At 55.8% G+C, this 23,321-nt stretch carries 23 protein-coding genes; 17 read left to right on the plus strand and 6 right to left on the minus strand.

All coding sequences use genetic code 11. The features are described 5' to 3' along the window. Window positions 1–215: 215 nt before the first annotated feature. A complete protein-coding gene (locus NHM04_RS10440; RefSeq protein WP_254263736.1) occupies window positions 216–959 on the minus strand; it encodes a polysaccharide lyase in 744 nt (247 codons plus the stop codon). Window positions 960–1,287: 328 nt separating this feature from the next. Here NHM04_RS10440 and gspC point away from each other — a divergent pair, with 328 nt between their 5' ends. The 15 genes from gspC to NHM04_RS10515 all read left to right on the plus strand — a co-directional run bounded on the left by gspC (window position 1,288) and on the right by NHM04_RS10515 (window position 16,381). After that, window positions 1,288–2,331, plus strand: coding sequence for a type II secretion system protein GspC (gene gspC, locus NHM04_RS10445; protein ID WP_254263737.1), 1,044 nt, complete (start codon window positions 1,288–1,290; stop codon window positions 2,329–2,331). A gap of 12 nt (window positions 2,332–2,343) precedes the next feature. After that, complete coding sequence (gene gspD / locus NHM04_RS10450; RefSeq protein ID WP_254263738.1) at window positions 2,344–4,368, plus strand: type II secretion system secretin GspD; 2,025 nt, start codon at window positions 2,344–2,346, stop codon at window positions 4,366–4,368. A 57-nt stretch (window positions 4,369–4,425) separates the two neighbouring features. Then, entirely contained in the window at window positions 4,426–5,925 is a 1,500-nt protein-coding gene (gspE, locus tag NHM04_RS10455) for a type II secretion system ATPase GspE (protein ID WP_256527344.1), read from the plus strand. 3 nt (window positions 5,926–5,928) lie between these two features. Then, window positions 5,929–7,164, plus strand: coding sequence for a type II secretion system inner membrane protein GspF (gene gspF, locus NHM04_RS10460; protein WP_254263739.1), 1,236 nt, complete (start codon window positions 5,929–5,931; stop codon window positions 7,162–7,164). Window positions 7,165–7,299: 135 nt separating this feature from the next. Continuing rightward, window positions 7,300–7,746, plus strand: a complete 447-nt coding sequence (gene gspG / locus NHM04_RS10465; protein ID WP_254263740.1) for a type II secretion system major pseudopilin GspG — start codon at window positions 7,300–7,302, stop codon at window positions 7,744–7,746. A 6-nt stretch (window positions 7,747–7,752) separates the two neighbouring features. Further along, the gene (locus NHM04_RS10470) at window positions 7,753–8,307 is read left to right on the plus strand and encodes a prepilin-type N-terminal cleavage/methylation domain-containing protein (RefSeq protein ID WP_254263741.1); all 555 of its coding nucleotides are present in this window, start codon (window positions 7,753–7,755) and stop codon (window positions 8,305–8,307) included. Further along, window positions 8,304–8,678, plus strand: coding sequence for a type II secretion system minor pseudopilin GspI (gene gspI / locus NHM04_RS10475; RefSeq protein WP_254263742.1), 375 nt, complete (start codon window positions 8,304–8,306; stop codon window positions 8,676–8,678). Before NHM04_RS10470 ends, gspI begins: the two co-directional genes overlap by 4 nt. Then, on the plus strand, window positions 8,671–9,375 hold the full coding sequence (gene gspJ / locus NHM04_RS10480; protein ID WP_254263743.1) for a type II secretion system minor pseudopilin GspJ: 705 nt from the start codon (window positions 8,671–8,673) through the stop codon (window positions 9,373–9,375). Before gspI ends, gspJ begins: the two co-directional genes overlap by 8 nt. Further along, window positions 9,359–10,444 carry a type II secretion system minor pseudopilin GspK gene (gspK, locus tag NHM04_RS10485; RefSeq protein WP_254263744.1) on the plus strand — a complete coding sequence of 362 codons (1,086 nt, stop codon included), beginning with the start codon at window positions 9,359–9,361 and terminating at the stop codon, window positions 10,442–10,444. Before gspJ ends, gspK begins: the two co-directional genes overlap by 17 nt. After that, window positions 10,437–11,681 carry a type II secretion system protein GspL gene (gene gspL / locus NHM04_RS10490; protein WP_254263745.1) on the plus strand — a complete coding sequence of 415 codons (1,245 nt, stop codon included), beginning with the start codon at window positions 10,437–10,439 and terminating at the stop codon, window positions 11,679–11,681. The genes gspK and gspL overlap by 8 nt, the downstream gene beginning before the upstream one ends. Further along, window positions 11,678–12,163 carry a type II secretion system protein GspM gene (gene gspM, locus NHM04_RS10495; RefSeq protein WP_254263746.1) on the plus strand — a complete coding sequence of 162 codons (486 nt, stop codon included), beginning with the start codon at window positions 11,678–11,680 and terminating at the stop codon, window positions 12,161–12,163. Before gspL ends, gspM begins: the two co-directional genes overlap by 4 nt. Further along, window positions 12,163–13,308, plus strand: a complete 1,146-nt coding sequence (locus tag NHM04_RS10500) for a sialidase family protein (RefSeq protein WP_254263747.1) — start codon at window positions 12,163–12,165, stop codon at window positions 13,306–13,308. Before gspM ends, NHM04_RS10500 begins: the two co-directional genes overlap by 1 nt. Window positions 13,309–13,320: 12 nt before the next feature. Further along, window positions 13,321–14,070, plus strand: a complete 750-nt coding sequence (locus tag NHM04_RS10505) for a type II secretion system protein N (protein WP_254263748.1) — start codon at window positions 13,321–13,323, stop codon at window positions 14,068–14,070. 82 nt (window positions 14,071–14,152) lie between these two features. Beyond that, a complete protein-coding gene (locus NHM04_RS10510; RefSeq protein ID WP_254263749.1) occupies window positions 14,153–14,503 on the plus strand; it encodes a hypothetical protein in 351 nt (116 codons plus the stop codon). A 324-nt stretch (window positions 14,504–14,827) separates the two neighbouring features. Beyond that, window positions 14,828–16,381, plus strand: a complete 1,554-nt coding sequence (locus NHM04_RS10515) for a YfaP family protein (RefSeq protein ID WP_254263750.1) — start codon at window positions 14,828–14,830, stop codon at window positions 16,379–16,381. 64 nt (window positions 16,382–16,445) lie between these two features. On the opposite strand, the gene NHM04_RS10520 is transcribed toward NHM04_RS10515, so the two are convergent. Continuing rightward, the gene (locus NHM04_RS10520; RefSeq protein WP_254263751.1) at window positions 16,446–17,537 is read right to left on the minus strand and encodes an MBL fold metallo-hydrolase; all 1,092 of its coding nucleotides are present in this window, start codon (window positions 17,535–17,537) and stop codon (window positions 16,446–16,448) included. Between the two features lie 123 nt (window positions 17,538–17,660). Between NHM04_RS10520 and NHM04_RS10525 the strand changes: the two genes are divergently transcribed. Beyond that, a complete protein-coding gene (locus NHM04_RS10525; protein WP_254263752.1) occupies window positions 17,661–18,251 on the plus strand; it encodes a TetR/AcrR family transcriptional regulator in 591 nt (196 codons plus the stop codon). Window positions 18,252–18,294: 43 nt separating this feature from the next. On the opposite strand, the gene NHM04_RS10530 is transcribed toward NHM04_RS10525, so the two are convergent. Beyond that, entirely contained in the window at window positions 18,295–19,170 is an 876-nt protein-coding gene (locus NHM04_RS10530; protein ID WP_254263753.1) for a prohibitin family protein, read from the minus strand. Window positions 19,171–19,433: 263 nt separating this feature from the next. Next, window positions 19,434–20,849 carry a mechanosensitive ion channel family protein gene (locus NHM04_RS10535; RefSeq protein ID WP_254263754.1) on the minus strand — a complete coding sequence of 472 codons (1,416 nt, stop codon included), beginning with the start codon at window positions 20,847–20,849 and terminating at the stop codon, window positions 19,434–19,436. Between the two features lie 130 nt (window positions 20,850–20,979). On the opposite strand from NHM04_RS10535, the gene NHM04_RS10540 reads away from it, so the two are divergent. Continuing rightward, window positions 20,980–21,279, plus strand: coding sequence for a DUF2007 domain-containing protein (locus NHM04_RS10540; RefSeq protein WP_254263755.1), 300 nt, complete (start codon window positions 20,980–20,982; stop codon window positions 21,277–21,279). A 61-nt stretch (window positions 21,280–21,340) separates the two neighbouring features. Here the strand turns inward: NHM04_RS10540 and NHM04_RS10545 are convergent, their stop codons facing one another. Both NHM04_RS10545 and NHM04_RS10550 read right to left on the minus strand, forming a co-directional pair. Beyond that, window positions 21,341–22,129 (minus strand): sulfite exporter TauE/SafE family protein, encoded by a 789-nt coding sequence (locus tag NHM04_RS10545; RefSeq protein ID WP_254263756.1) that lies wholly within the window; start codon window positions 22,127–22,129, stop codon window positions 21,341–21,343. Between the two features lie 102 nt (window positions 22,130–22,231). Beyond that, window positions 22,232–23,266: a methionine synthase gene (locus NHM04_RS10550; RefSeq protein WP_254263757.1), complete on the minus strand. Its 1,035-nt coding sequence runs from the start codon at window positions 23,264–23,266 to the stop codon at window positions 22,232–22,234. Window positions 23,267–23,321: the final 55 nt, after the last annotated feature.

Below are 23,321 nucleotides of genomic sequence, written 5' to 3' on the forward strand. Positions count from 1 at the left end.
GGACCCCGCAGGGGCCAGTTGTTGGGCGAGGTTTTGACGTGAAGGGAATCACTAAGACCCAAAGCACTCGCTGCGCTCACGGGGCCAGCTTTGCCGTGGGCGCATGGATGCGCAGGAACGGCGGCGTTACTTTTTGCCGAAAAAAGTAACTCGCCACGCCCGGCGACGCGGGCAGATTAAAAGAGAAATGGCAATTTCTGCAGTACGCATCTGGTCTAACGGCCGATGCCGTCACACTTAACCCGCGTATCCGCATCGAAAGCAGCCAGCAGTTCAACGGCGTTGTCAGTCTGGCGGGCGTTGTCGATCAAGATAGTCTCGGTGGAATCCTCGCGGGCGCGCAGTATCCCGATTTGGGTGAACATAGCGTCCGTATCGTTCACTCGGGTCTGTAAATGTTGGGCGAAGACTTGCTCGCCGTCGTGCCAAAGGGTGACGTGGCCTTTTTGCGGGTCGCTGGAGAAATGGATGTGCATGGCGACATCGTGCCACACGCCGGCACTGGCGCCTTGGGGCGCGCTCCAGTGGGCGGTATCGGCGCTGGAGGTCTGAAAGCTGAGTGCCTCGCCGTGGATATTAAAACGTATTTGCTGCTGCCAGGAGTCGCTGGACTCCCAGTACCCCAGCTCGTGCTTGGCCTGGGACAGAGCCTCGGGTAGATAAAAGCTCCAGCCAAAGTAAACCTCGGCACCCTCGCGGGTATCACTGGGCTTAAAGGTCAGCTCGCTGCGGTTAAGGGCGGCATTGCCGTGCCAGAGAAATTCTTCGGCGCCGGTGAGGGTAATCAGTGCGGCGTGTTCGCCCTGGTACACACAGTCGCTTTGTACCTCGATCCCCTGCGGATTCAAGTGATAATGCCACTGACTTAAATCGCCGGTTTCAAAATCGCCGCGCCAGATGTCGTCGGCCTGAGCGCTCGCCGCCACTGCCAGTAGCCCCACTAACACCATTATTTTCATAAATTGACTCCCTAGCCCACCCAACACTCGACGATCCGACAACCGACTATAGAGGCGCAAAAAACAAATTGGTAGCGTTGTCATGATCACACAAGTGTAAAAAAGTGAGACAGTCTCGAACCTGCGATGCAAAAAAACTGTCACAATGCCAGCGTAGGCTGGCCGGCCTTTGCGCCATTTCGCTTTTACCAGGGGGTTGCAGTACAATCGGTCGGCTACACGTGGGCCCGGGAAATGGCCCCGATGATAGATGAACGATAAAAACAGCAAATCGCCCCAAGGCGATTGAAGAAGTACCCGCGCCAGCCGGGATAAACAAAGACCATTTATGCAGAATCTGACAATGCAAGAACCCGGCACCTCGGGCGCTGATCGCCTGAACGCAGTGGGCCGCCGCTTGGGCCAGGCTCTGTCTCGCGTTTCTACCCGCCGCTGGCAGCAACTGGCGTTGCTGCTGATTGTGCTGTGGCTGGCCCACAGTCTGGCGCAGTTGTTTTGGGCGCTGACCCCTAGCCCCGAGATTCCCCCCGCCAGCATTTCCCCCAATGCCCTCGAAACCGGCAACTCGCAATCCGGCGCGCGCCCCGTGGATGTCAGCGAATTAAAAGAACTCACTATATTCGGCGCCGGTAGCGGCGAGGTTGAAGAACTTCCGGTAGAGCAGGCGCAACCGCTGGAGCCGCAAATTGAAGACCAGGCGGTGGATACCAAGCTATCGCTGGTGCTGCAGGGCGTGATTAATTCCAGCGATAGCAAATCCGCCCGCGCCATTATTGCCGACTCCAAGAGCCAGGCCATTTACGGCCCGGGCGACGAGTTGGAAAACATGAACAATGTAAAGGTCGCCAAGGTACTCGATTTACGGGTCATTCTGGACAACAAAGGCCAGTACGAGTCCCTCTGGTTGTACAAAGACGACCCCAATGCACCGCGCATTGCCAGGCGTCAGGCGCCCCCACCGGCCGATACCCCAAGTCGCAGCTGGGACGGCGACCCACAAGAATTGAGTGAAGGCCGCGATGCCGAAGACCCCGCCCAGGGTCCCATGGAACAAGACACACCCGCGGCGGAGGACGACGCCAGCCAGGCCATTGAAGCGGCGCGTAAAAATCTGTCCGACGTGGTCGCCTTTAACATTCACCGGGAGAACGGCCAGATCAAAGGCTACAAGGTTCGCCCCGGTCGCAACTCGGCGGCCTTTGATGCCGTCGGTCTGCAAAACGGCGATGTCGTTACTGCCGTAAACGGTACGCCTTTGGACAACCCGGGGCGCATCATGGAAATTTATCGCAATTTAGGTCAAGCCACATCCGCCAGCCTCGAAATCGAGCGCAATGGTGAATCCGTGACCGTTGACGTAGAGCTGGAGTAAGTGAGGTTTTTTGTGAGAGCGTGTTACCAACGAATCCGAGCCACCTTTTTGGTGATTGCCCTTGCCCTGCCGGTAATGGTTGCCGCCGCCGAGCAAACCTGGACCGTCAATTTTAAAGACTCGGATATTCAAGAAGTTATTAAATTTATCGCCGAAGCCACCGGTAAAACCATTGTTATCGACCCCAAGGTGCGCGGTCAGGTAAAAGTGATTTCGGAAAAACCGGTCAACAGCAAGGAGCTATACGGCCTGTTCCTCTCTATTTTGGATGTGCACGGTTTTACCGCGGTGGAAAACGGCGAGGTGGTGCGTATTGTCCCCAACCGCGACGCCCGCTCACTGCCCATACCCAGTGCCGACAGCGGCCCGGACGATAACGACGCCTACATGACTCAGGTGATCCAGCTGGAAAACATCAGCGCCGCCAAACTGCTGCCGGTGCTGCGCCCGCTGGTACCCCAGCACGGTCATATTTCGGCCTACGACCCCAGCAATGCCATTATCGTTACCGACACCCGCGCCAACATTAACCGTTTGCTGGATGTGGTAAAGCAAATCGATAAGGCGGCGGTGATCAGCACCGAACTTGTTGAGCTGCGCTACGCCCAGGCCGACGCCATTGTGAAGGTGATTCAGCAGCTGGAAAAACCCGACGCCCAGCGCGGCAACGGCAATGCGCCAGTTACTGTAGTTGCCGACACCCGCATTAACGGCGTATTAATCAATGGCGATGACATGCAGCGCGAGCGCATCAAAATGCTGATTCGCCGCCTGGACCGGCCGCAGATCACCAACTCCAACGTGCGCGTGGTTTACCTCAAATACGCCAAGGCCGACCAGGTGGCCGAGGTGCTTAACGGTGTACTGCAAAATATGCAGAAGTTGGAGCAGGCCGAAGGCGGCAACAGCAACACCGGCTCGCGCAATCAGATTAAAGCGAGCGTACAGGCCGACGAAGACACCAATGCCATTTTAATTACCGCCGACGGCGATACCCTGCAATCGCTGATGGTACTGGTGGAAAGCCTGGATATCCGCCGCGCCCAGGTGTTGGTGGAGGCCATTATTGTCGAGCTGTCCAGCTCTGATGCCGCCGAGCTGGGTATTGAGTGGATGTACCGCGATGACAACGCCGGCTTTGGCAGCTCTGCCAACGACGCCGCCAACGACATGGGTGTGATTGGCTCAATCGGCGCCAGCGGCTTCGGCGACGACGACACAGCCCTGGTTAACCTTGCCCAAGGGCTTGCGGGTATTCCAGGGCAGGTGTTCGGTATTGGTCATCTGGGCCAGTCCACCGATATGCTGGCGGTACTGAAACTGTTAAAGGCCAATGGCGCGACCAACATTCTGTCGACACCAAGCCTGTTAACCACAGACAACCACGAAGCGGAAATCTCCGTGGGTAAAAATGTGCCTTTTGTTACCGGCTCTTACACCAGCACCGGCAGCGGCAGCAGCAACCCCACCAACCCGTTTAACACCGTAGAGCGTAAAGACGTGGGTATTCTGCTGACCGTAACCCCCCATGTGAACGACGGCGATACCGTGGTGATGGATATTGCGCAGGAGATTTCCAGCGTGGATGAAACCGCCGCGCAGAGTAACGGCATTGTCACCAATCAGCGCAAGATCAACACCCAGGTGATGGCAGCCTCGGGCGAGATTATCGTTCTCGGCGGCCTGATTCAGGACGATGTCAGCACCTTTGAGCGCAAGGTGCCGTTGCTGGGCGACATTCCGATTCTTGGCAACCTGTTCAAAAGCCAGAGCAAAAACACGGCAAAAACCAACCTGATGGTGTTTATCCGCGCCAGCGTGGTGCCGGACGATGAAATGCTGATTGGCGCCACTTCGGAAAAATACCGTCATATTCGCGAGCGATTGATCGATCAACGCAATAACACCAATCTGATCACCAGCCCGGACGACATTCCCATGTTGCCCGAATGGGAAGAGCAGCTGCGCCGGGTGCAAAGCCGCTACGAATACGGCGAAGAGGCCGTGGAAGAAACCCCAGCCGAGGCCGGAGAGTAAGCGGTGAACAGCGAAATCTCTGAACCGGCTAAGCTGCCCGAGGAATTTGAAGAAGCCCTGGGCACCGAGGAAGAAGAACATCTGGCGGCCAGCGCCGGCGAAAGCCCGCGCCTGCCGTTTAGCTATGCCTCGGATCACGGCGTAATGCTCGACCCCGAACGCCCCAACACCGTGCTGCATAAACCTGGGCTGCGCCTTGAAGTGCTGTCCGAATTGTCGCGCTACTTTGATGGCGAAATGACCCTGGAGGAGCTGGACGCCGACACCTTCCAGCGCCAGCTGACCCGCGAATACCAAAGCAGCGACGGCGCCGCCCAGCGCGCTGCCGAAGATCTGGGTAACGAGTTTGACTTGTCCTCTATGGCCGATGATCTGGCCGATCGCACTGACCTGCTGGCCGGTGATGACGACGCCCCGGTGATTCGTTTGATCAACGCGATTTTGTCCCAGGCGGTGCGCGAGCAGGCTTCGGATATTCACCTCGAGCCCTTCGAAGACCGGGTGTCGGTGCGCTTTCGCACCGACGGCGTACTGAGCGAAGTACTCTCGCCCAAGCCCGAGCTGGCCCCGGTGCTGGTATCGCGTTTAAAAGTGATGGCGCGGCTGGATATCGCCGAGAAGCGCCTGCCCCAGGATGGCCGCATTACCGTGCGCCTGGCCGGGCACGCGGTGGATATTCGCGTCTCTACCATTCCCTCGGCCCACGGCGAGCGCATTGTGCTGCGCCTGCTGGATCAGGCCGCCGGGCAACTCAAGCTCGAAGAGCTGCAAATGCCCAAACTGGTGGAGGAGCGTTTCGGCAAAGCCCTGTTGCGCCCCCACGGAATTATTCTGGTGACCGGCCCCACCGGCTCGGGTAAGACCACCACGCTATACGCGGGGCTCAGTCACATCAACGCCCCCAGCCGCAATATCCTGACCATTGAAGACCCTATCGAATACCTGCTGCCGGGCATTGGCCAGACCCAGGTAAACGCCAAGGTGGATATGACCTTTGCCCGCGGCCTGCGCGCCATTTTGCGTCAAGACCCGGACGTAGTGATGGTGGGTGAGATTCGCGACTCGGAAACCGCCGACATCGCCATTCAGGCCAGTTTGACCGGCCACTTGGTGCTCTCTACCCTGCACACCAACACCGCCATTGGCGCGATTATGCGTTTGAAGGATATGGGCGTAGAGCCCTTCCTGCTCGCCTCTAGTGTGGAGGTAGTGATGGCGCAGCGCCTGGTGCGCAAACTGTGCAACGAGTGTAAAGAGGTCTACGAGCCCACCGAGTCCGAGCGCGAAATGCTGAAAATACCCGCCGGCCAGACCATTTTCCGGGCTAAGGGCTGCAATAAGTGCAACCAGATGGGCTATCGCGGCCGTAAGGGGATTTACGAGCTGATCGAAATCAACGAGGCCATGCGCCACCTGATTCACGAAGAGGCGGGCGAGCAGGAGCTGATTGCCGAGGCGCGCAAACACTCCGAGTCCATCAGCGACGATGGCCGCCATCAGGTGGTGACCGGCGTGACCAGCCTGGAAGAAGTTCTGCGGGTCACCACAGCGAGTTAACCTATGGGCGCCTACAGTTACCGAGCACTCAACGAATCCGGCAAAACCGTCAAGGGCATCCTTGAAGGGGACTCCGAACGTCAGGTGCGTGCACAGCTGCGGGCGAAAAAACTCAAACCCTTAGAAGTAGCCGACGCCGGTAACGCCAAGGTCCGCAGCGCCAGCAGTGGTAGCAGTGGCTTCTCCCTGTTTAATACCACCCCCAAACTCAAAGGCCGGGATTTAAGCCTGGTCACCCGCCAGCTGGCCTCGCTGCTGAGCTCGGGCCTGCCACTGGACGAAGCCCTGCAAGCGACCGCCAAACAGGCGCAAAAGCCCGCGGTAAAGCAGGTGATGCTGCAAATTCGCACCAAGGTGCTGGAGGGCTTCTCCCTCGCTCAGGCACTGGGTGAGCACCCGGGCTCGTTCGACGATATGTACCGCGCCATGGTCAAGGCGGGTGAAAGCTCGGGCTATTTGGGCCCGGTGCTGGAGCGCCTGGCCGAGCACACCTTGAATTCGCAGCAGTTAAAGTCGCGCCTGAAAACCGCGATGATCTACCCCATCGTGCTGCTGGTAATGAGCCTGGCGGTGATTGTCGGTCTAATGGCCTTTGTGGTGCCGGACCTGGTCAACCTGTTCGCTCACTCCAAGCGCGAGCTGCCCGCACTGACCCGCGCACTGATCGCCACCAGTGATTTTATTGTCGGCTATGGGATCTGGGTGCTGGCTGCGGGTATCGCAGCGGTATATGGCCTCAAACAACTGCTGAAAAACCCTGCGCGACAAAAGCGCTGGCACCAGGTTCAGTTAAAACTGCCGGTCATTGGCAATGTGGTGAACCAGTCCAACTCGGCCCGTTTTGCCTCCACGCTCAGTTTGTTAATGTCCAGTGGTGTGCCACTGCTACAGGCACTGAAAATTGCCGGCCAGGTGATGACCAACCGCGTGCTACAAGAAGCCTGTGAGGACATCGCCAGCCAGGTGCACGAGGGCACCGCCCTGCACCGGGCGATGGAAAAAGCCGATTGCTTCCCGCCGCTGCTGGTACAGATGGTAGCCAGCGGCGAAACCAACGGCACCCTGCCGGTGCAGCTGGAACACGCCGCCAAAGACCAGCAGCGTGAACTGGAAATGGTGCTGTCGGTCTCACTGGGGTTAATGGAACCGGCCACCATTGTGCTGATGGGCGGCGCGGTGCTGGTGATTGTACTGGCCATTTTGCAGCCGATTTTTGAAATGAATCAGATGGTGGGTTAGGGCCAAAGGCCCCAAGTCGGAGGTCTGACGCCCGACGTTAGACGCGTGTACATCAGACCTCAGACATCCGACGTCAGACACGAATTAATTTTGCCAAGCGTAACGCTGGGTAATAGACACAACGGAGTAATACACATGAAACCAACCAATCGCCAAAGCGGCTTTAGCTTGATTGAAATTATGGTAGTGGTAGTGATTATTGGCCTGCTGGCCAGTATCGTGGCCCCCATGGTGCTGGACCGGGCCGATGAGGCGCGGGTTAACAAAGTGAAGGCGGATTTTAAAAATATCCAGACCGCGCTGAATTTGTACCGCATTGATAACTATGTCTACCCCTCCAGCGAGCAGGGCCTGGAAGCGCTGGTGACCAAACCCACCATCAGCCCAGTACCGCGCAACTATCGCCAAAGTGGCTACCTGGATCAACTACCGGTGGATCCCTGGGGCAGCGCTTACTTGTACATCAGCCCTGGTGAAAGCCGCGAGTACGACATTTACACCCAGGGCGCCGACGGTGTAGCCGGTGGTGAAGGCCCGGCCGCTGATATCAGCGTGTGGGATCAGGATCTGCCCGAGCAGTAATGAACCATGAGCTTTTGCCCGCGCCAGAGGGGCTTCACCCTCATCGAGATAATGATCGTGGTAATGATCATCGGCCTGAGCGCGGGCATGGCCACTCTCGCCTTTGCCCCGGACGACACCAGCCGCCTGGAGCAGGCCGCCGATAAATTTATGCTGCAGGCGGAATTTGTCGCCGAGCAGACCACCTTAACCGGCGAGGTGATCGGTCTGTTTGTCAGTCCTAGTCAAAGCCGCGAAGGCGAGCAGTGGTGCTACCAGTGGCGCCGCTTTCGCAACAGCAGCTGGCAGCCGGTATCCGATTTTCTCGAAGACCAGTGCCTGAACCCGCAAATGTCACTGGAAATGATCGTCGAGGGCGAACCCTACGAATACGACGAGCGCGAAACCACCCCCCAACCGGTGTTAATTTACTACCCCAGTGGCGAAGCGACGCGCCTGGAGCTGGCGCTGTTCACCCGCTTTGAGAGCGATGAAGTGCAGCGCATCACCGTGGATATGATGGGCGATGTGGTGTGGGAAAACCGCGAGCAAGAACTGGCCGAGCTGGAGAACGACTGGTGAAGTTCGCACGCGGTTTTACCTTGCTAGAAGTCATGGTCGCGCTGGCGATTGTCGCCACGGCGTTGCCGGCGCTGATGATGCTGATTACCAGCCAGCTGCAGGGCGCGGGCTTTAACCGCGAAAAAACTCAGGCGTACTGGATTGCCGAAAACCAGCTCACCCGTATCAAAATGCGCAAAGAGCTGGTCGAGCAGTACACGATTCCCGATACCGAAAACGGCAATATCGAGCGCGGTGGCGTGCGCTGGTACTGGGAGCTGGAATCCGAAGACACCGAGGTAGAAGGCTTTTTGCGCCTCGACGTACGCGTTGCATTGGATGCCAACAAAGATAACACCCTGGCTACCCTTTCGGGGTTTATCAATGAGTAGAGTGGCCCGCCCGCAAACCGGTTTTACCCTGATTGAGGTGGTGATTGCCCTGGCGATTACTGCGGTGATCATGACCTTCAGCTATCAGTCGTTCAGCACCGCCTCGCGCAGCGCCGAAGCCAGCGCCCAGGTATTGGCGCGCATTAACGAGCTGGACCGCACCTGGCAAATACTGGGGCAGGACGCGCGGCACATTCTCACCCCGGTGAATGCCAGCGGCGATGCCTCGGTGATTGGCGGTGTGCGCCGCCCCTTTCGCGGCGCCAGTCTGTACGGTGATACCAGCGGCGATAAGCTGGTGCTGCAATTTACTCGCGGCGGCTGGCTCAACCCCATGAACCGCCCCCGTAGCGATATGCAGCAGGTGATTTACCGCATTGAAGACGGCACCTTATGGCGCGACTTTCGCCCCGAGCGCAACTTTGTCGTGGAAGATTGGCTGTACGCCGAAGATCTAATTCGCCAGCCCATGCTGGAGCAGGTGACGGATATCGATGTGCGCTTTTTGTCGCCGCAAATGGCGCAACAGCAGGGCGCGGGCGTGCTCAACGGCGAAGACTACGCCCGCGACTGGGTGCAAAACTGGCCCGACAGCAGCGGTGCGGGGGTAGACACCAGCCTGCCCCTCGCCATGCTGGTGCGCATCGAACTGGAAGACGGTTTAGTGAGCGAGAGGCTGTATGATCTGGCGCAGTAAACCTTCACCCAGCTTACCCAGGCGCCAGAGCGGCACCGTGCTTATTCTCGCCATTTTAGTGGTCACACTGGTGGCGGGTTTTGCCATTAAAGCCTCGCGGGATTATCAGCTGAGCATGGCCCGCGCCGAGGCGCGCTGGCACGGTGCCCAGGCGCGCGCTTATTTGTCCGGCGCCGAGAGCCTGGCCATTTACTTTCTCGAGCTCGACGACAATACCGAGGTAGACAGCCTCCTGGAACCCTGGGCCATGGAGCTGCCGCCATTTCCCATTGAAGGCGGGATGATTCTCGCCGAAATTGCAGACGCCAGCGCCAAAATCAACCTTAACGATTTGAGCAATCCACTGGGCAACTTGGAGCAGGGCCCTACCTCTTACACACGATTCAATCCCGCACAAAAACACTTTTTACGCCTGCTGCAGAGCTTTGAAGAGCAGTACCCACTATCGCTGGAAGACGCCGTTGGCATACTTGAGGCCATAGTGGACTGGACCGACAACAACGACGAAATCACCGGCTTTACCGGTGCCGAGAGCGATTACTACCAGTCTCTTGACCCGGCCTACGCCGCCGCTAACGCACCGTTTACCAGTGTCGATGAGCTGCGCCTGGTGCGCGGTTTTACCCCCGAGCTGATGCAGCTGATTAAACCCTATATTACGGTGTACACAGCGGGCGGCCACTTAAACGTGAATACCATCAACCCGTTTTTACTGCGTACCTTTAACGACGGAGAAAACCTGGAGCCGCTGGCGGGCCAGGTAGCCGGGCAAATCGTTGCGGAAAACGGCGAGTACGCCAGCATGGACGAATTTACCAACCACACCGGCTGGGGCAGCGCCATCACCGGCGAGCTGGATACCGGGTATGCCGCCGTCACCACCAGCTATTTTCTGGTCACCACTCGGGTACAACTGGGTGAGCAGAGACGCAGCATGCAAAGCCTTTTATCGCGTGCAGACGGCGATTTTAAGGTAGAAAGCCGCCGCGACGTGTACGATTACATCCTCAATCTGGAACGCGCCGGTGCCAATGCCGGCCTAGCGGGAACGACAAACAACAATGAGTGAGCAGATCACCCTCTACATAAGCCATTACGGCAGCGATATCACCTGGCTGATACGGCGGCCAGAGTTACCCGACGAGCTGGGCCAGGGCGACAGCCAGGCCCTGGGCCAAACGCTTGGCCAGGGCAACCACCGCGCGCGCCTGATTGTGGGCGGGCCCCAGGTAGTGGCGCGCGCACTGAGCTATCAGGAGAAAGAAAAACGCCACCTGCGCAAGCTCATGCCCTTCCAGCTGGAAGAAGAAGTCATCGGCGATATCGACCAGTTCCATTTCGCCTTGGGTAAAGCCCAGGACGGCCTGGTAAATGTGATTTATACCGAGCGCGCCCGCCTGGCGGAAGTGTTTGCCCAGCTGGCGGAGATTAACGTCGAGGTGGTACAGGCGCTGCCCGCAGGCCTTATGCCCGAAATGCCCCAGCCGGACTCAGCCGAAGACGAGCCCACCGATGCCTGGGCCATTCACTGGCAAGATGGCCTGGTAAGCGTTCACTATGGCCCCAGCCAGGGCTTCACCGTGGCGGCGAACAATGTGTCCGCCGCACTTGAGCTGTTGCTAAAGGCGCAAAACCGGGTGGATAAACTACCGCACTTAAACCTCAGCGCCCCGGACGAAAACCAACTTGAGGCACTTGAGCAGACCCTGCCCGCCAGCCTTGCCGAGGCGAACGGCAGTACCCGAATTTGCTCACTGTGGGACTTTGAGCCGGGCACAGATTGCATTGACCTGTGCCAGGGCGAATTCTCCCAGCGCCTGCCTATCGAGCGCTGGTGGAAAGCCTGGCGCACCGTGGCTATTGCCGGGGCCGCCGCTGTCGTGGTCTACATCGCCACCTTGCTGATATCCATCAACCAGTTGCAAAACCAGAACCTGGAAATTCGCAAAGACATCGAACAGGTGTTTCGCACCGTGGTGCCCAATGGCCCGGCCAATGACCCCGAGCGCCGTTTGCGCATTATGGCCCGCGACCTTCAACCCCAGGGTGAGGGCAGCCAGGTGCTGCCACTGTTGGCCGAGGTACTGCCCAAAGTGCAGAGCCAGGGCGACATTAACCTTAAAGGCGTCTACTACACCGCCGAGAGTGACGAGCTAAGCCTGAACCTGCAGGCGGGCACTTTTAATGCCATTGAATCGCTGCGCGGCGGTATTGAAAGCGCGGGCCTGTCGGCGGAGCTATTGTCCGCAAGCGCCCAGGGCGACACTCACTCGGCGCGCATGAAAGTAAAACGGGAGCTACCATGAACCAGTTATTCGACGCCCTCGGTAAATACAATCGCCGCGAGCAAACCATCTTGCTGCTCGGCGCCCTGGCGATAGTGCTGTATATCCTGTGGATGGGCGTATTGGCACCCTTGAAAGAAAAACGCGAGCAACAGGTGGTCACCAATGCCTCTACCGCCGCCGCATTAGAGCGGGTAAAAGTGCTTACCGCGCGGATCAACAAAGCCGAAAGCGACAGCCGCCAGCAGAACGCTGCCAGCAGCGGCAACATCAGCCAGCTGATTGACTCCACCTTGCAGGCCAACGGCCTGCGCATGAGCGGCTTTCAGCCGGGCACCCGGGGCGAAGTGCGTGTCAGGCTGGATAACGTCAACTACAGCGCCATGATGCAGTGGCTGTATGATCTGGAATACAAGCACGATGTCAGTGTCAGAGATCTCTCCATGGCATCCACAACTACCCCAGGGCAGGTCACGGCCAACGTGCGCCTGAGTAAAAACTGATGCGCTCGCTGTTGCTATTAACCGCCTTAATAACCGGCCTGTGTCAGGCCCAAGAGGCACCTATTCGCGCCGCCGAGGACCTGTTCGATGCCAAGGCCCTAAACCTGGGGCTGGAAATGGCGCCGGGCACCGAGACCTATACCGTTTTTAAGGCAGAGGATCACACGCATCAATATAACCATGGCGCAGTACCCTTTGCTTTCAATGGCAAGCTGTACGTGCAGTGGCAAAGTTCGCCCAAAGACGAAGACGCCCCCATGACCCAGGTGCGCTACGCCATGAGCGTAGACGGTAAACGCTGGAGTGATGCCATTATTCTCGCCGAGCCCCGCGCCGATGCCACGGTCACCAACGGTGGCTGGTGGGCCTACGGCGACACTCTGGTGGCCTACATCAATGTCTGGCCCCACGCCACCGAGCCGCGCGGGGGCCACGTTGAATACCGCACCAGTAAAGACGGCATTCACTGGAGCGCAGCCAAGCCGGTGCTCGACCACCAAGGCGAGCCCTTGCAAGGCATACTGGAGCAGGACGTACGCGCCCTGCAAGACGGCCGCCTGCTCACCGCCGCGCACCTGCAGCCGGGCCTAAAGGTGGCACCGCTGTTTACTGACGATGCCACAGGCCTTACCGGCTGGCAGGCAGGTGAGATGAACAACTTGCCCAGCGACTCGGACGTGAGCCGCGAAATCGAACCCAGCTGGTTCAGCCGCGGCGACGAGCTGGTGATGATCTTTCGCGATCAGGACTCCAGTTTCCGCATTCTCGCCTCGCTCAGCGACGATCGCGGGGAAACCTGGAGCACCCCGGCAGTTACCAATATCCCCGACTCGCGCGCCAAACAAAGCGCGGGCAATTTACCGGGCGGCGGCGCCTTTATTATCAATAACCCCAGTGCCAGCAAGGAGCGCTACCCACTGGTCATTACTACCAGTGCAGACGGCCAGCTGTTTGATCGCGCCTACATCCTGCGCGGCGAGGGCGATGACGTGCCGGCGCAGAAATACCCCGGCCGCTACAAGCGCATTGGCTACAGCTACCCAAAATCGACAGTGCACAACGGCTATGTCTACACCACTTACGGTACGGGCAAAGAAGACATTGATATCACCCGGGTGCCGATCGCCGCACTGCAATACAAATAACGGTTAGAGTTTATGATTCGCTGGATTCTGTTTGGTCTTGTTTGCACCCTTGTGTTCGCGGTAACGCAAATTCCCGCCACTTGGGGCGCGTATCTAATGACAAAGGGCACGGGCCTGGGGCTGTCGGGTATTTCTGGCAGCTTGTGGAATGGCAAGGCCGGTATGGCCTCGGTGCGTATTGACGGGCACAGCTACTCGCTGGGCGAGCTCAGTTGGCAACTCAAGCCCCTGAGCCTTCTCACCCTGCAGCCCTGTGCAGATATCGCCGCCAGCCTGGAGCGCCAACAAATTAACGGCCGCGCCTGTGCCGGTACTGGCAACACCTTGAAGCTGAGTGACGCCAATATCGCCATTCCCGCCACACTCATTCAGGACATACCCGAACCCACCAAGTTAAACGGCCAGGTATCCGCGCATATCGACACCCTGAAACTCAAGGGCCAGGCCCTGCAAGCCCTAAAGGGCAATCTAAGCTGGACCAACGCGCGCCTGCACAATGGCCAGAACTGGCTCAACCTGGGTGCTTTCGCCGCCGACTTATCGGCCACCGATGAAGGGCATATTCGCGCCGATATTTTCTCGCTGGAGGGACCGGTAGATTTGACCGGCAATGTGGTAATGCCGCTGACGGGCGGTATTATTATCGACGCCAATTTTAGTTTCAGCGACGAATTCGCCCGCGAAGTGCAAGCTGACCAATGGCTGCCGATGGTCGCCGAACCATTAGACGACAACCGCCACCGTTTGCGGATGACGCTGTAACCGCACTGGCGCTGCGCACGCAATAAGCCGCGCTTAAGCGCTAAGCAGGGCGCGGCGACTGGGCTATTACCGGAGTCATTGTATGCGAACGATCATTGTCCTTTTGCTTTTCCCCTTGCTGGCCAGTGCAGCCGAACTGGAAACGGCGCAGTTTCGCATCGCGATTGCAACACACTGTGAAGAAGGCGAGGTAACCTGCGCTGACGTTGCGGCAAGCATCACCGATAAGCAATCACAACACACCCAGTTTATTCAGGGAGGCACGCAGCACACCACTTGCGCCGACGGCATTAGCCCCTGCCGTTTTTTAGGTTATCGCTTTGTCGCTGAAGACAAGTATTACTCAGTATCTGAAGGTGGGCTGCTAACGGTCACTACACATCAAGGTAAAGAAATTTATCGCGAGCAAGGTCGCTGGGACTATGAAAAATAGTCATTGCCGATCAATCCCAAATCGCCACTTGCATCAATTCGTAATCGTTCAGCGCATCGTGCAATACCCACAAGGGCATTTTTTAACAAGGTTCGTAGAAGCCATTACGTGAACAAATTAAGGCAAGCCGACTAACGGCCTGCACGTTTTATCACCCCCGTTTCTCCGCAAAACTCAGAAACTCGCTGCAGCTTAGAGACTATCTATAATCACCGCGTGTGCTTTGTCTACCCCTAAGCTTTAGGGTTATTTATGCGCCGTCCTCCTAATATCATTGCCCTGGACACTTAATACCTATGGAAAATAATTTGGGGGAGTTAGGGCATGGAAATCAATTCTGTAACAAAAAAATGGCGCAAACATTCAGCGCTTTATTCGGTGGCAGTGGTATCAAGCATTTTGCTTACGGCCTGCGGCGGCGGTGGTGGCTCCGGTGGTGATAGCGGGGGTGGCGGTGGCGTCCAGTCGAGCAGCTCAGTGGAATCTTCGCTCAGCTCATCCAGCGAAGCCTCAAGCAGCAGTCAGGTAACACAAAGCAGCTCGAGCGAGGCCAGCGAACAACCCTTTACCGTCAACAGCCCCGACGCTCTGTCTAAAGGACTCGAGTTTGACGGCGCCATTAAAATGAATCGCGCTATTCCCGCTCCCGGCAATGCCAGTGGTGGCAGCCTGGAGGTCAGCCGCGAGGTGGCCATTACCGCCGGCGGTGGCAGCCAATTGTTGGTCAAGCCCGTGCTTGAAGACGGCTACTATGTACACGCCTATATGGTTCAGCTGGAAGGCGTAGAGGAAACATTCGTAATTCCCGTGGGGTCCGATGGCCTACCCATGTATCAACAGTCGCGCAGCCTGGCAGCGTCAGACTTGCCGGGTAAAGTGGACAACCAGCTTCTCGCCCTGAAAACCGGCGCCTCGGGGCCGGTCGCCAATGATCTCAGCGGTGACGATCGCATCCAACTCAGCTGCTTCGGCCGCCCTGTAATCCGTTTTGACGCACCGAGCTACTCCGCTCCGGCGCGGGTACAAGCCTATGTGCAACCGCAACCGCCAGTGCAAAGCATGGACTACGACGCCTTTCGCGACGGCCTGTCCATTCCCACAGACTTTTGGAGCATCGACACCTCTAGCTGGACTCAGCCAGCCGAAGTTGAAATTAAAGCGGTAGAGGTAGGTTCGGGTGAGCTGCAAATCACTCTGTCTTGGGACAGCAATGCTGATGTAGACCTGCATTTGGAAGAGCCAGGTGGCAATACCATTTACTACGGCAATCCTAATTCAGCCGAAGGTGATGGCTATTTAGACGTAGATGACATCGATGGCTTCGGTCCAGAGAATATCTTTTTTGATACAGATATTCCCGGTGGGGAATACACCATTAAAGTACATATGTACTCAGCATATTCTCCCAGCGATCTGCCTACTTCATACACAGTGACACTGAAAAACGACGGCTCGGTAAACACTTTTAACGGCACCCTCACCGCCGATGATGAAATGGATGTTATTACTAACTTTACCCAGGCGGGCAGCGTCAGCGGTGGCAATGGCCAGAGCAGCAGCGCCGGTGGCGGCCAAGGGCGGGATAACGGGCAGGGCAATGGTAACGGCGGCTCCGGCGACGGCTCGGGTATTATCGATGACGTTGACAGTGGTAGCGGCGATCTACAGCTGGGCGCCTGTGGCGTGAAGCAGTACGGCTTTACCAATATCTGTTATACCAACTATCCAACCGAAGCCTGCGACTTGTTGGCCGATGAAATGGCCGGGCTCGCCGATGTATTTACTTATCACAGTACCGATTGCGGCAGTGGTTATAACTGCAGTATCGATCTACTCACCTACGACGGGCAGAGCATTCCCGCCGATTGCTTAGACTAGTTTGAAGCGCTGCGTATTAAGCGCTCTTTGCCGGCCGCTTCTTCTCGGAGCGGCCGGTTTTTTCTTACAGTGCTTCGCGCTGCCACCACTGGTGCGCGGGCAGCTCTTCGCCAAGGGTCATTATCTCGCCGACTAACGGCGTGGTAAGACTGACGCCGCGGCGCTCGGCTTCGGCGGTTGCTCGCTGCAGCGGGTCGTACCAGGTATGAAAGGCCAAGTTAAAAGTGCCGTTGTGGATGGGCATCATTACCCTGCCGCGCAAGTCTATATGCGCCGCTACAGACTCTTCCGGCGTCATATGAATTTCAGCCCAGTCTTTGTCGTAAGCACCGGTTTCTATCATGGTTAAGTCAAACGGACCAAACCGCTCGCCGATAGTTTTAAATCCGGGAAAGTAACCCGAGTCGCCGCTGAAATAAATTTTTCCCGCTGCCGTTTCAATAACCCACGAACCCCATAAGGCTTCGTTGGCATCCCCCAAACCACGGCCGGAAAAATGCTGCGTGGGGGTAAAGGTAACGCGCGCGCTTTTGTCTTCAGTCTCTTGCCACCAGTCAAACGCTAGGATTTTTTCTTCCGCAACGCCCCAGTCGCGCAGCTCGGTATCCACATTCAGCGGTACCAAAAATCGCTCGGTTTTATCGGCCAGAGCCGCCACAGCTTTTTTATCCAGATGATCGTAATGATTGTGGGAAATCAGCACCTTGGCGATGGGTGGCAATTGCTCAATAGTAATGGGGGTGGGCTGAAATCGCTTCGGGCCCATAAAACTAAAGGGCGACGCGCGCTCGGAAAAGACCGGATCAATCAGCCAGTACTCGCCCATCACTTTTAACAACAGCGAAGAGTGACCGAGCTTGACGATGTGCAGCTGGTTATCGCTCAACTGTTCTAACTGCGCGCGGGCCAGTGTTTGCATGGGCAGCTCGTTTTCAGGCTCCGGGTCGGTGCGGCTTTCGGTGAGAAAACGCCAAAAAATCTCTACCGTGCGCCAGAAAGAGGAGGGCTCGGTGGGCTTTTGATTGACGAACTTACCGCCTTCGCGGGGTGCGGGTGCATATTCAGCTGCGCCTGCAGCGAAAGAACCTTGAGCCATATACACACCTCCGAGTGTTAACGCGGACAAAGCCAGCGCAGCCATTGTTAAACGGGTCATAGTTACACCAAAAGTAAACTGTCCAGTGTAGTTTAATATCATCCACCGCAAAAAGTAAACTGATTAGTGTAATTAAACCCGCAGTCCGCTAAAATGCCCTAAAGTTTGAATATTCCCACGCCTATGAAATTGTCCGAGAAGAAACGCCTGCAAATTCTTGAAGCCGCCGAGAACCTGTTTGCGCAGGAAGGGCTGGACGCTACCAGCATGGATCAGGTGGCCGCCGTGGCTCAGGTTTCCAAACGCACGGTATACAACCACTTTGCCACCAAAACAGACCTTTTTGTCGCCATGTTAGAGGGTATGTTCCACAAGCTTAAGCAGGGCGATATTCTCAGCTACGACCCAGCCCGGAGCATTGCTGCACAGCTTACCGAAGTCGCGCAGCAAGAGGCAGAGCTACTGAGCTCGGAAGAATTTTTGCAACTTGCCCGGGTTACTTTTATCCAGCTTCTGCAAGATCAAACCCTGGCGCAGTCACTCAATAAATCGTCTATTGGCTGTTTGCGCTATCTGGAGCCATTACTGACAGCGGCACTGGCAGATGGCGTGCTGAAGATTGAAGACATCCCGCTGGCGGCGCGGCAGTTTGTGTATCAGCTCAAATCGCTGATTTTTTACCCGCGCCTTTATGGTGTGCAAGAGCTGAATAACGATACGCAGACGATTATCAACGAAACCGTAAAAATGTTTATGGCGCGCTACGGCGCCTAGCCTTTGAGATCAAAATACGCCCACCCATAAGATGGGCGTTTTTTTAGCGCGAAGCGGCCTCACGCATATCCATAATGGGCATGGCGCCATCGCCCATCATGGTGCTGGGCAGCTTGCCATCCCACGCCTGGGCCTCGGTGAGTTTTACAATCAACGGGTTATCGCGCAGCGCCTTGGCTTTGGCCTCAATCGCTTTTGCTTCCGCTTCACCTTTTAACGTGATGGATTGCGCTTCGGCCTCGGCCACTTTAATAATGCCCTGGGCTTTGGCATCGGCGGTGTTCACTTCGCGCAACGCCTCTAAACGCTGGCGCTCCAGCTTATGCTCTTCAGCGGCCGCCAGGTTTTTCTCGGTTTGTTTGGTTTCAATGGACTGAATGTATTTACGCGGCAGGACTATATTCTCAATTTGAATGTTATCGACAATAACCGGAAACTCCGCCATTTCCTCAATCAAGCGCTGCTCGATCCCCGTAATGGCCAGGGCACGGTCTTGAATTAACTGCTCGGCTTCAAATTTGGGAATGGTATCTTTGGTCGCAGAGCGAAAGCGCGGGTCGAGAATGCGCTGCTCAAATTGCATCAGACCACCATAGCGACGGTATAAGTCCAAGGCGGCTTCTTTATTCACGGTCCAGTTAACCGATACCTCAACAGTCACCGGCATTTGCTCGGCGGTACTGCTGGCCATTTTCTCACCGTTTTTACGCGTGCGCACCTCGATAGACTCCACCGAATCCATAAACGGCACTTTAAAATGCAGGCCGGGGTTTTCTTGATATTTCGCCTCGCCAAAGCGTTTAACAATGCCCACGTGCCCCTCTTCAACGGTATATACCGCGCTTAAAGCAACCATCAGAGCGATAAAAGCCACGACACCAATGGCTATCCATTTAACATTTAATTGTTTTTGAAACATAAGAGGTAGATTCCTTTTTGTTTTAGAGTAATTCCTGAAGTTTTCAACGAGATTTAATTCGCGTAATCGCATTAACTGAAACTGCGGCAGCAAAGGCTGTAATGCCACAGATCAAAACCAATGACCAACTAAATTTGCCAAAATACCAGGAAACCAGTGACTGACCCAAAGAAACTGCTAAGGTTACGGATAGGATGAGTGTCCATTTCATTTATTTTCCTTTTAAACCAATAATTATTTTTGTATCAGAATTATACCGCTATTCAAATAATATTTTTACCCTCTTCGGGCTCGCGTGAGTTTTGGGCCTGCTTCTGGATATTTTCGGTGTCGCTGGCCAGATCGTCCAGCAAACGCTCGGTAGCCTCTGGGTGGGTCGCGGTCTGTTCGGGTTTATGATCTTGCCGCTCGGTAACAGCAGGCGCCGGCAATTCAGGTTCTGTGGCATTAGGCTCGTCCTGCGGCTCCCAGGGTACACCCTGGGGAAAGATAATCTCGCGGGCATCGTCCGGCATGGATACATCCGCCGCTTCAAAGGCGCGCACTACCTGACGCATAAGCGCCGAGGCGACTTTAATCACACTGTATTGGGTGGCATCTACCCAGAAATACACCCGTAAGTTAATGGTGGAAGAGCCCAGGTCTTCGATTAACACTTGAGGCTCGGGGTCTGCCAACACCGCTGGGTGCTCCAGCATAACCGCCATGGCGGTTTCCTGGGCAAAACGCACCTTTGAGTCGTAGCCCACACCAATTAAAAAATTACCGCGCACATTGGGGTTGGCAGAAAAATTCTGTATCACGCTTTTATAAATGGTGGCATTGGGCACCTGTATATGATTGCCGTCAAAGTCCACCAGCGTTGTGCCCCGCGTGGTGACTTTTTGCACCACACCGCGAAAGCCACTGACCTCAATCACATCACCCAAACGAAATGGCCGCTGCATACTAATTAACAAGCTGGCAATAAAATTTTCGGCAATATCGCGAAAGGCAAAGCCCACCACCAGGCCCAAAAGGCCGGTACCGCTCATTACCGCAACGGCGAACTGAGTTAAGCCCGCAATGCGCAAAAAGAAGTACAGCCCCAGCAGAACAACTAGCACGGCGACGATACGCTGCAACACAACTTTAATAAGCGCACTGTCGGTTACGTAGCGAACCGGGCCCACTAAAAATGCCGATACAGGCCGAGAGATAAAAAAGAACACCACAAAGGTCAACGCAGCGGCCAGCAGCAAGGGTAGGGCGTGGAGAAATTTATACCAGGCTTTAAGCAGTTCGGACTTGAACACTGAGACGCTAAAGTAGTTGCCCGGGCTCTGCTCCAGGTTATTCACCACCGCCACAACACCCTGGGTATTATTGGCAATGTCACCGGCCCACTGAACAAAAGCGCGCTTGTCCGTGTAGCCTTTTAAAAAGACCAGGCCGTTATCCACCCGAACCTCCAGCTGGGTAAACTGCTCCGAGCTGGTTAAAATTGCTTGTAAGCGAGCCTGTATCTGGCTATCCGTTGCACTGGCATTCGCCTCAATCACCTGGCCGGTATTGTGAATACTACCGGCATCTATATCGGCCTCGTTGGTCGATTCTGGATCGGCAAACGCGGCTGAGGCGCTCAGCAACAGCGCAACCAGCGCGCCGATAATAATATGAACACTCAGGTCATATCGCATTGTATTATCCCTATCCGTGATTCTACCCCTTAGCCTAACGTATTCCTCTTGCACCGGCCATCTCCAGGGCCTTTGTATCTGTGATACATTGGATTAAACAATCACGGGAAACAATACACACGATAATCTTATGCAGCTGGTCTACACCCACGAAAATAAAATTCTGGTCGAGAATGCCCGCAACCTGCTGCGGGAGAACGGCATTGATAGCAGGCTAAAAAACGAGTACGCCGCAGGCGCCATGGGCGATCTTTCTCCCATTCAGACCTGGCCAGAGCTGTGGGCAGACGAGGCCGACTACGCTAAAGCCAAAGCGATTATCGACGATTTACTAAACCGCCCAGCGGGCCAGGCCTGGTACTGCCCGCAATGCGGCGAAGAGAACGACGCCAGCTTTGAGGTTTGCTGGCACTGTCAATCTGAGCGATAAGCTCAAAGTGGCCGCCAGCAAGTGGCGGTAGCCTGTAAATACTTAGCTAAGCGCACCTTATTTAAGCCAGTAAAAAACGAATACCGACCACAAACAGCAGTACCGCAAATAATTTTTTCAGCAACTTGGCGTCCAGCGAGTGAGCCAGCTTTGCGCCTATGCGCGCACAAGGCACACTGGCAATGGCGATACCCAACACCGCAGGCCAGTAAACATAGCCGGTACTCCACTGGGGTAAGTCCGGATGGTTCCACCCGGCAACGATATTGGCGAAGGTAGCCGCCACCGCAATAGGCAAACCACAGGCTGCAGACGTTGCCACGGCGTTTCGCATATTAATGCGCAGCCAGGATAAATAAGGCACAGTAAAGGTGCCGCCACCAATGCCAAACCACGACGAACCAAACCCAATCACACCACCTGCTATGCTTAACCCTCCAGCGCCCGGCTCTTTGCCTTCACCGGGTGGCTGCCAGTTAAGCAGCATTTTCAACGATAACAGCAAAGCGAATAGGCCAATCAGTTTTTGCAGTACGGGGCCAGGCACCGAGGAGATAAAAAACACCCCAATCGCGGTACCAATGATTAACCCCAACGTCATCAGCTTAACAATTCGCCAAATAACCGCCTGTTTACGGTGATGTGCCCAGACAGAACTGATGGAGGTGAAAACAATACTCGCCAGCGACGTCGCCACCGCCATATGAGTCAGTACGTCGGGGGAGAGACCGGCACCAATAAAGCTGAAAATAAGTACCGGCACAATCACCATACCGCCGCCGATGCCAAACAAACCCGCTAGCAGCCCGGCAAAGGCGCCAACCAATAAATACAAAAGAATAACGAACATGAATACCCTTAATCGCTCTAACTTTATTATTCACCAAAGCAAGAAAACCCCAGCGCATTCAAGCTGAGGTTTCTGCTACAAGAGATTTTTAGAACCTGTGAATCAACTGTGACCCGCAAGCTCTTTACGCACAATTTCCGCGCCCGCGCTTAGGGCGCTAAGCTTGCCTCTGGCAACTTGTCGCGGCAATGGCGCCATACCACAGTTGGTGCATGGGTAAAGCTTGTCCGCGTCCACAAACCTTAGGGCTTGGCGCAGGGTATCAGCAACCTCCTCGGGCGTTTCGATGTTGTGGCTTGCCACATCAATGGCCCCCACCATCACTTTTTTACCGCGAATCAGCTCCAGCAAATCCATTGGCACGCGGGAGTTTTGACACTCCAGCGAGACGATATCGATACTGGAGCTTTGCAGTTTGGGAAACACCTCTTCGTACTGGCGCCACTCAGAACCCAGAGTTTTCTTCCAATCGGTGTTCGCCTTAATGCCATAGCCGTAGCAAATATGCATCGCCGTCTCACACTGAAGCCCTTCAACCGCTTTTTCCAATGCAGCGATCCCCCAGTCGTTGACCTCATCAAAAAATACGTTAAACGCGGGTTCGTCAAATTGAATAATATCGACACCCGCCGCTTCCAGCTCTTTGGCTTCTTGGTTAAGAATTTTGGCGAACTCCCAGGCCAGCTTTTCACGGCTCTTGTAGTGGTCGTCGTACAGGGTATCAATCATGGTCATGGGACCGGGCAGGGCCCATTTAATCGGCTGCTGAGTTTGCTGGCGCAAGAACTTCGCATCGTCCACAAATACAGGTTTTTGTCTGGCCACAGCACCCACCACCACGGGCACGCTTGCCTCGTAGCGATCGCGAATTTTTACCGTTTTGCGCTGTTCAAAATCCACACCGCTTAAGTGCTCAATAAAGGTCGTGACAAAGTGCTGACGGGTCTGCTCGCCATCACTAACGATATCAATACCGGCCTGTTGCTGTTCTTGTAGGGCCACACGTAAAGCGTCTTGTATGCCTTCAATCAGTTCGTCGCCCTGCAGTTTCCAGGGGGACCACAGTTTTTCAGGTTCGGCAATCCAGCCGGGCTTGGGCAAGCTGCCCGCCGTTGAGGTGGGTAATAGTTTTTTCATTGCTATCTCAGTACTTGAATAGATGGCTGCTGAGAACCCTAAGTAGTTTTTCAAC

Origin of the sequence: Gilvimarinus sp. DA14 (assembly GCF_024204685.1) — a bacterium.
In the GTDB taxonomy this organism is placed as follows: Bacteria; Pseudomonadota; Gammaproteobacteria; order Pseudomonadales; family Cellvibrionaceae; genus Gilvimarinus.

Excerpts from the sequence above, each read along its gene's own strand:
- NHM04_RS10525 (WP_254263752.1), top strand. The coding sequence starts at position 17,661 with ATGAAATTGTCCGAGAAGAAACGCCTGCAAATTCTTGAAGCCGCCGAG.
- NHM04_RS10515 (WP_254263750.1), top strand. The coding sequence starts at position 14,828 with ATGGAAATCAATTCTGTAACAAAAAAATGGCGCAAACATTCAGCGCTT.
- gspC (WP_254263737.1), top strand. The coding sequence starts at position 1,288 with ATGCAGAATCTGACAATGCAAGAACCCGGCACCTCGGGCGCTGATCGC.
- gspF (WP_254263739.1), top strand. The coding sequence starts at position 5,929 with ATGGGCGCCTACAGTTACCGAGCACTCAACGAATCCGGCAAAACCGTC.
- gspK (WP_254263744.1), top strand. The coding sequence starts at position 9,359 with ATGATCTGGCGCAGTAAACCTTCACCCAGCTTACCCAGGCGCCAGAGC.
- NHM04_RS10520 (WP_254263751.1), bottom strand. The coding sequence starts at position 17,537 with ATGACCCGTTTAACAATGGCTGCGCTGGCTTTGTCCGCGTTAACACTC.
- NHM04_RS10535 (WP_254263754.1), bottom strand. The coding sequence starts at position 20,849 with ATGCGATATGACCTGAGTGTTCATATTATTATCGGCGCGCTGGTTGCG.
- NHM04_RS10550 (WP_254263757.1), bottom strand. The coding sequence starts at position 23,266 with ATGAAAAAACTATTACCCACCTCAACGGCGGGCAGCTTGCCCAAGCCC.
- NHM04_RS10505 (WP_254263748.1), top strand. The coding sequence starts at position 13,321 with ATGATTCGCTGGATTCTGTTTGGTCTTGTTTGCACCCTTGTGTTCGCG.
- NHM04_RS10500 (WP_254263747.1), top strand. The coding sequence starts at position 12,163 with ATGCGCTCGCTGTTGCTATTAACCGCCTTAATAACCGGCCTGTGTCAG.
- gspG (WP_254263740.1), top strand. The coding sequence starts at position 7,300 with ATGAAACCAACCAATCGCCAAAGCGGCTTTAGCTTGATTGAAATTATG.
- NHM04_RS10470 (WP_254263741.1), top strand. The coding sequence starts at position 7,753 with ATGAGCTTTTGCCCGCGCCAGAGGGGCTTCACCCTCATCGAGATAATG.
- gspM (WP_254263746.1), top strand. The coding sequence starts at position 11,678 with ATGAACCAGTTATTCGACGCCCTCGGTAAATACAATCGCCGCGAGCAA.
- gspJ (WP_254263743.1), top strand. The coding sequence starts at position 8,671 with ATGAGTAGAGTGGCCCGCCCGCAAACCGGTTTTACCCTGATTGAGGTG.
- gspL (WP_254263745.1), top strand. The coding sequence starts at position 10,437 with ATGAGTGAGCAGATCACCCTCTACATAAGCCATTACGGCAGCGATATC.
- NHM04_RS10440 (WP_254263736.1), bottom strand. The coding sequence starts at position 959 with ATGAAAATAATGGTGTTAGTGGGGCTACTGGCAGTGGCGGCGAGCGCT.
- NHM04_RS10530 (WP_254263753.1), bottom strand. The coding sequence starts at position 19,170 with ATGTTTCAAAAACAATTAAATGTTAAATGGATAGCCATTGGTGTCGTG.
- NHM04_RS10510 (WP_254263749.1), top strand. The coding sequence starts at position 14,153 with ATGCGAACGATCATTGTCCTTTTGCTTTTCCCCTTGCTGGCCAGTGCA.
- NHM04_RS10545 (WP_254263756.1), bottom strand. The coding sequence starts at position 22,129 with ATGTTCGTTATTCTTTTGTATTTATTGGTTGGCGCCTTTGCCGGGCTG.
- NHM04_RS10540 (WP_254263755.1), top strand. The coding sequence starts at position 20,980 with ATGCAGCTGGTCTACACCCACGAAAATAAAATTCTGGTCGAGAATGCC.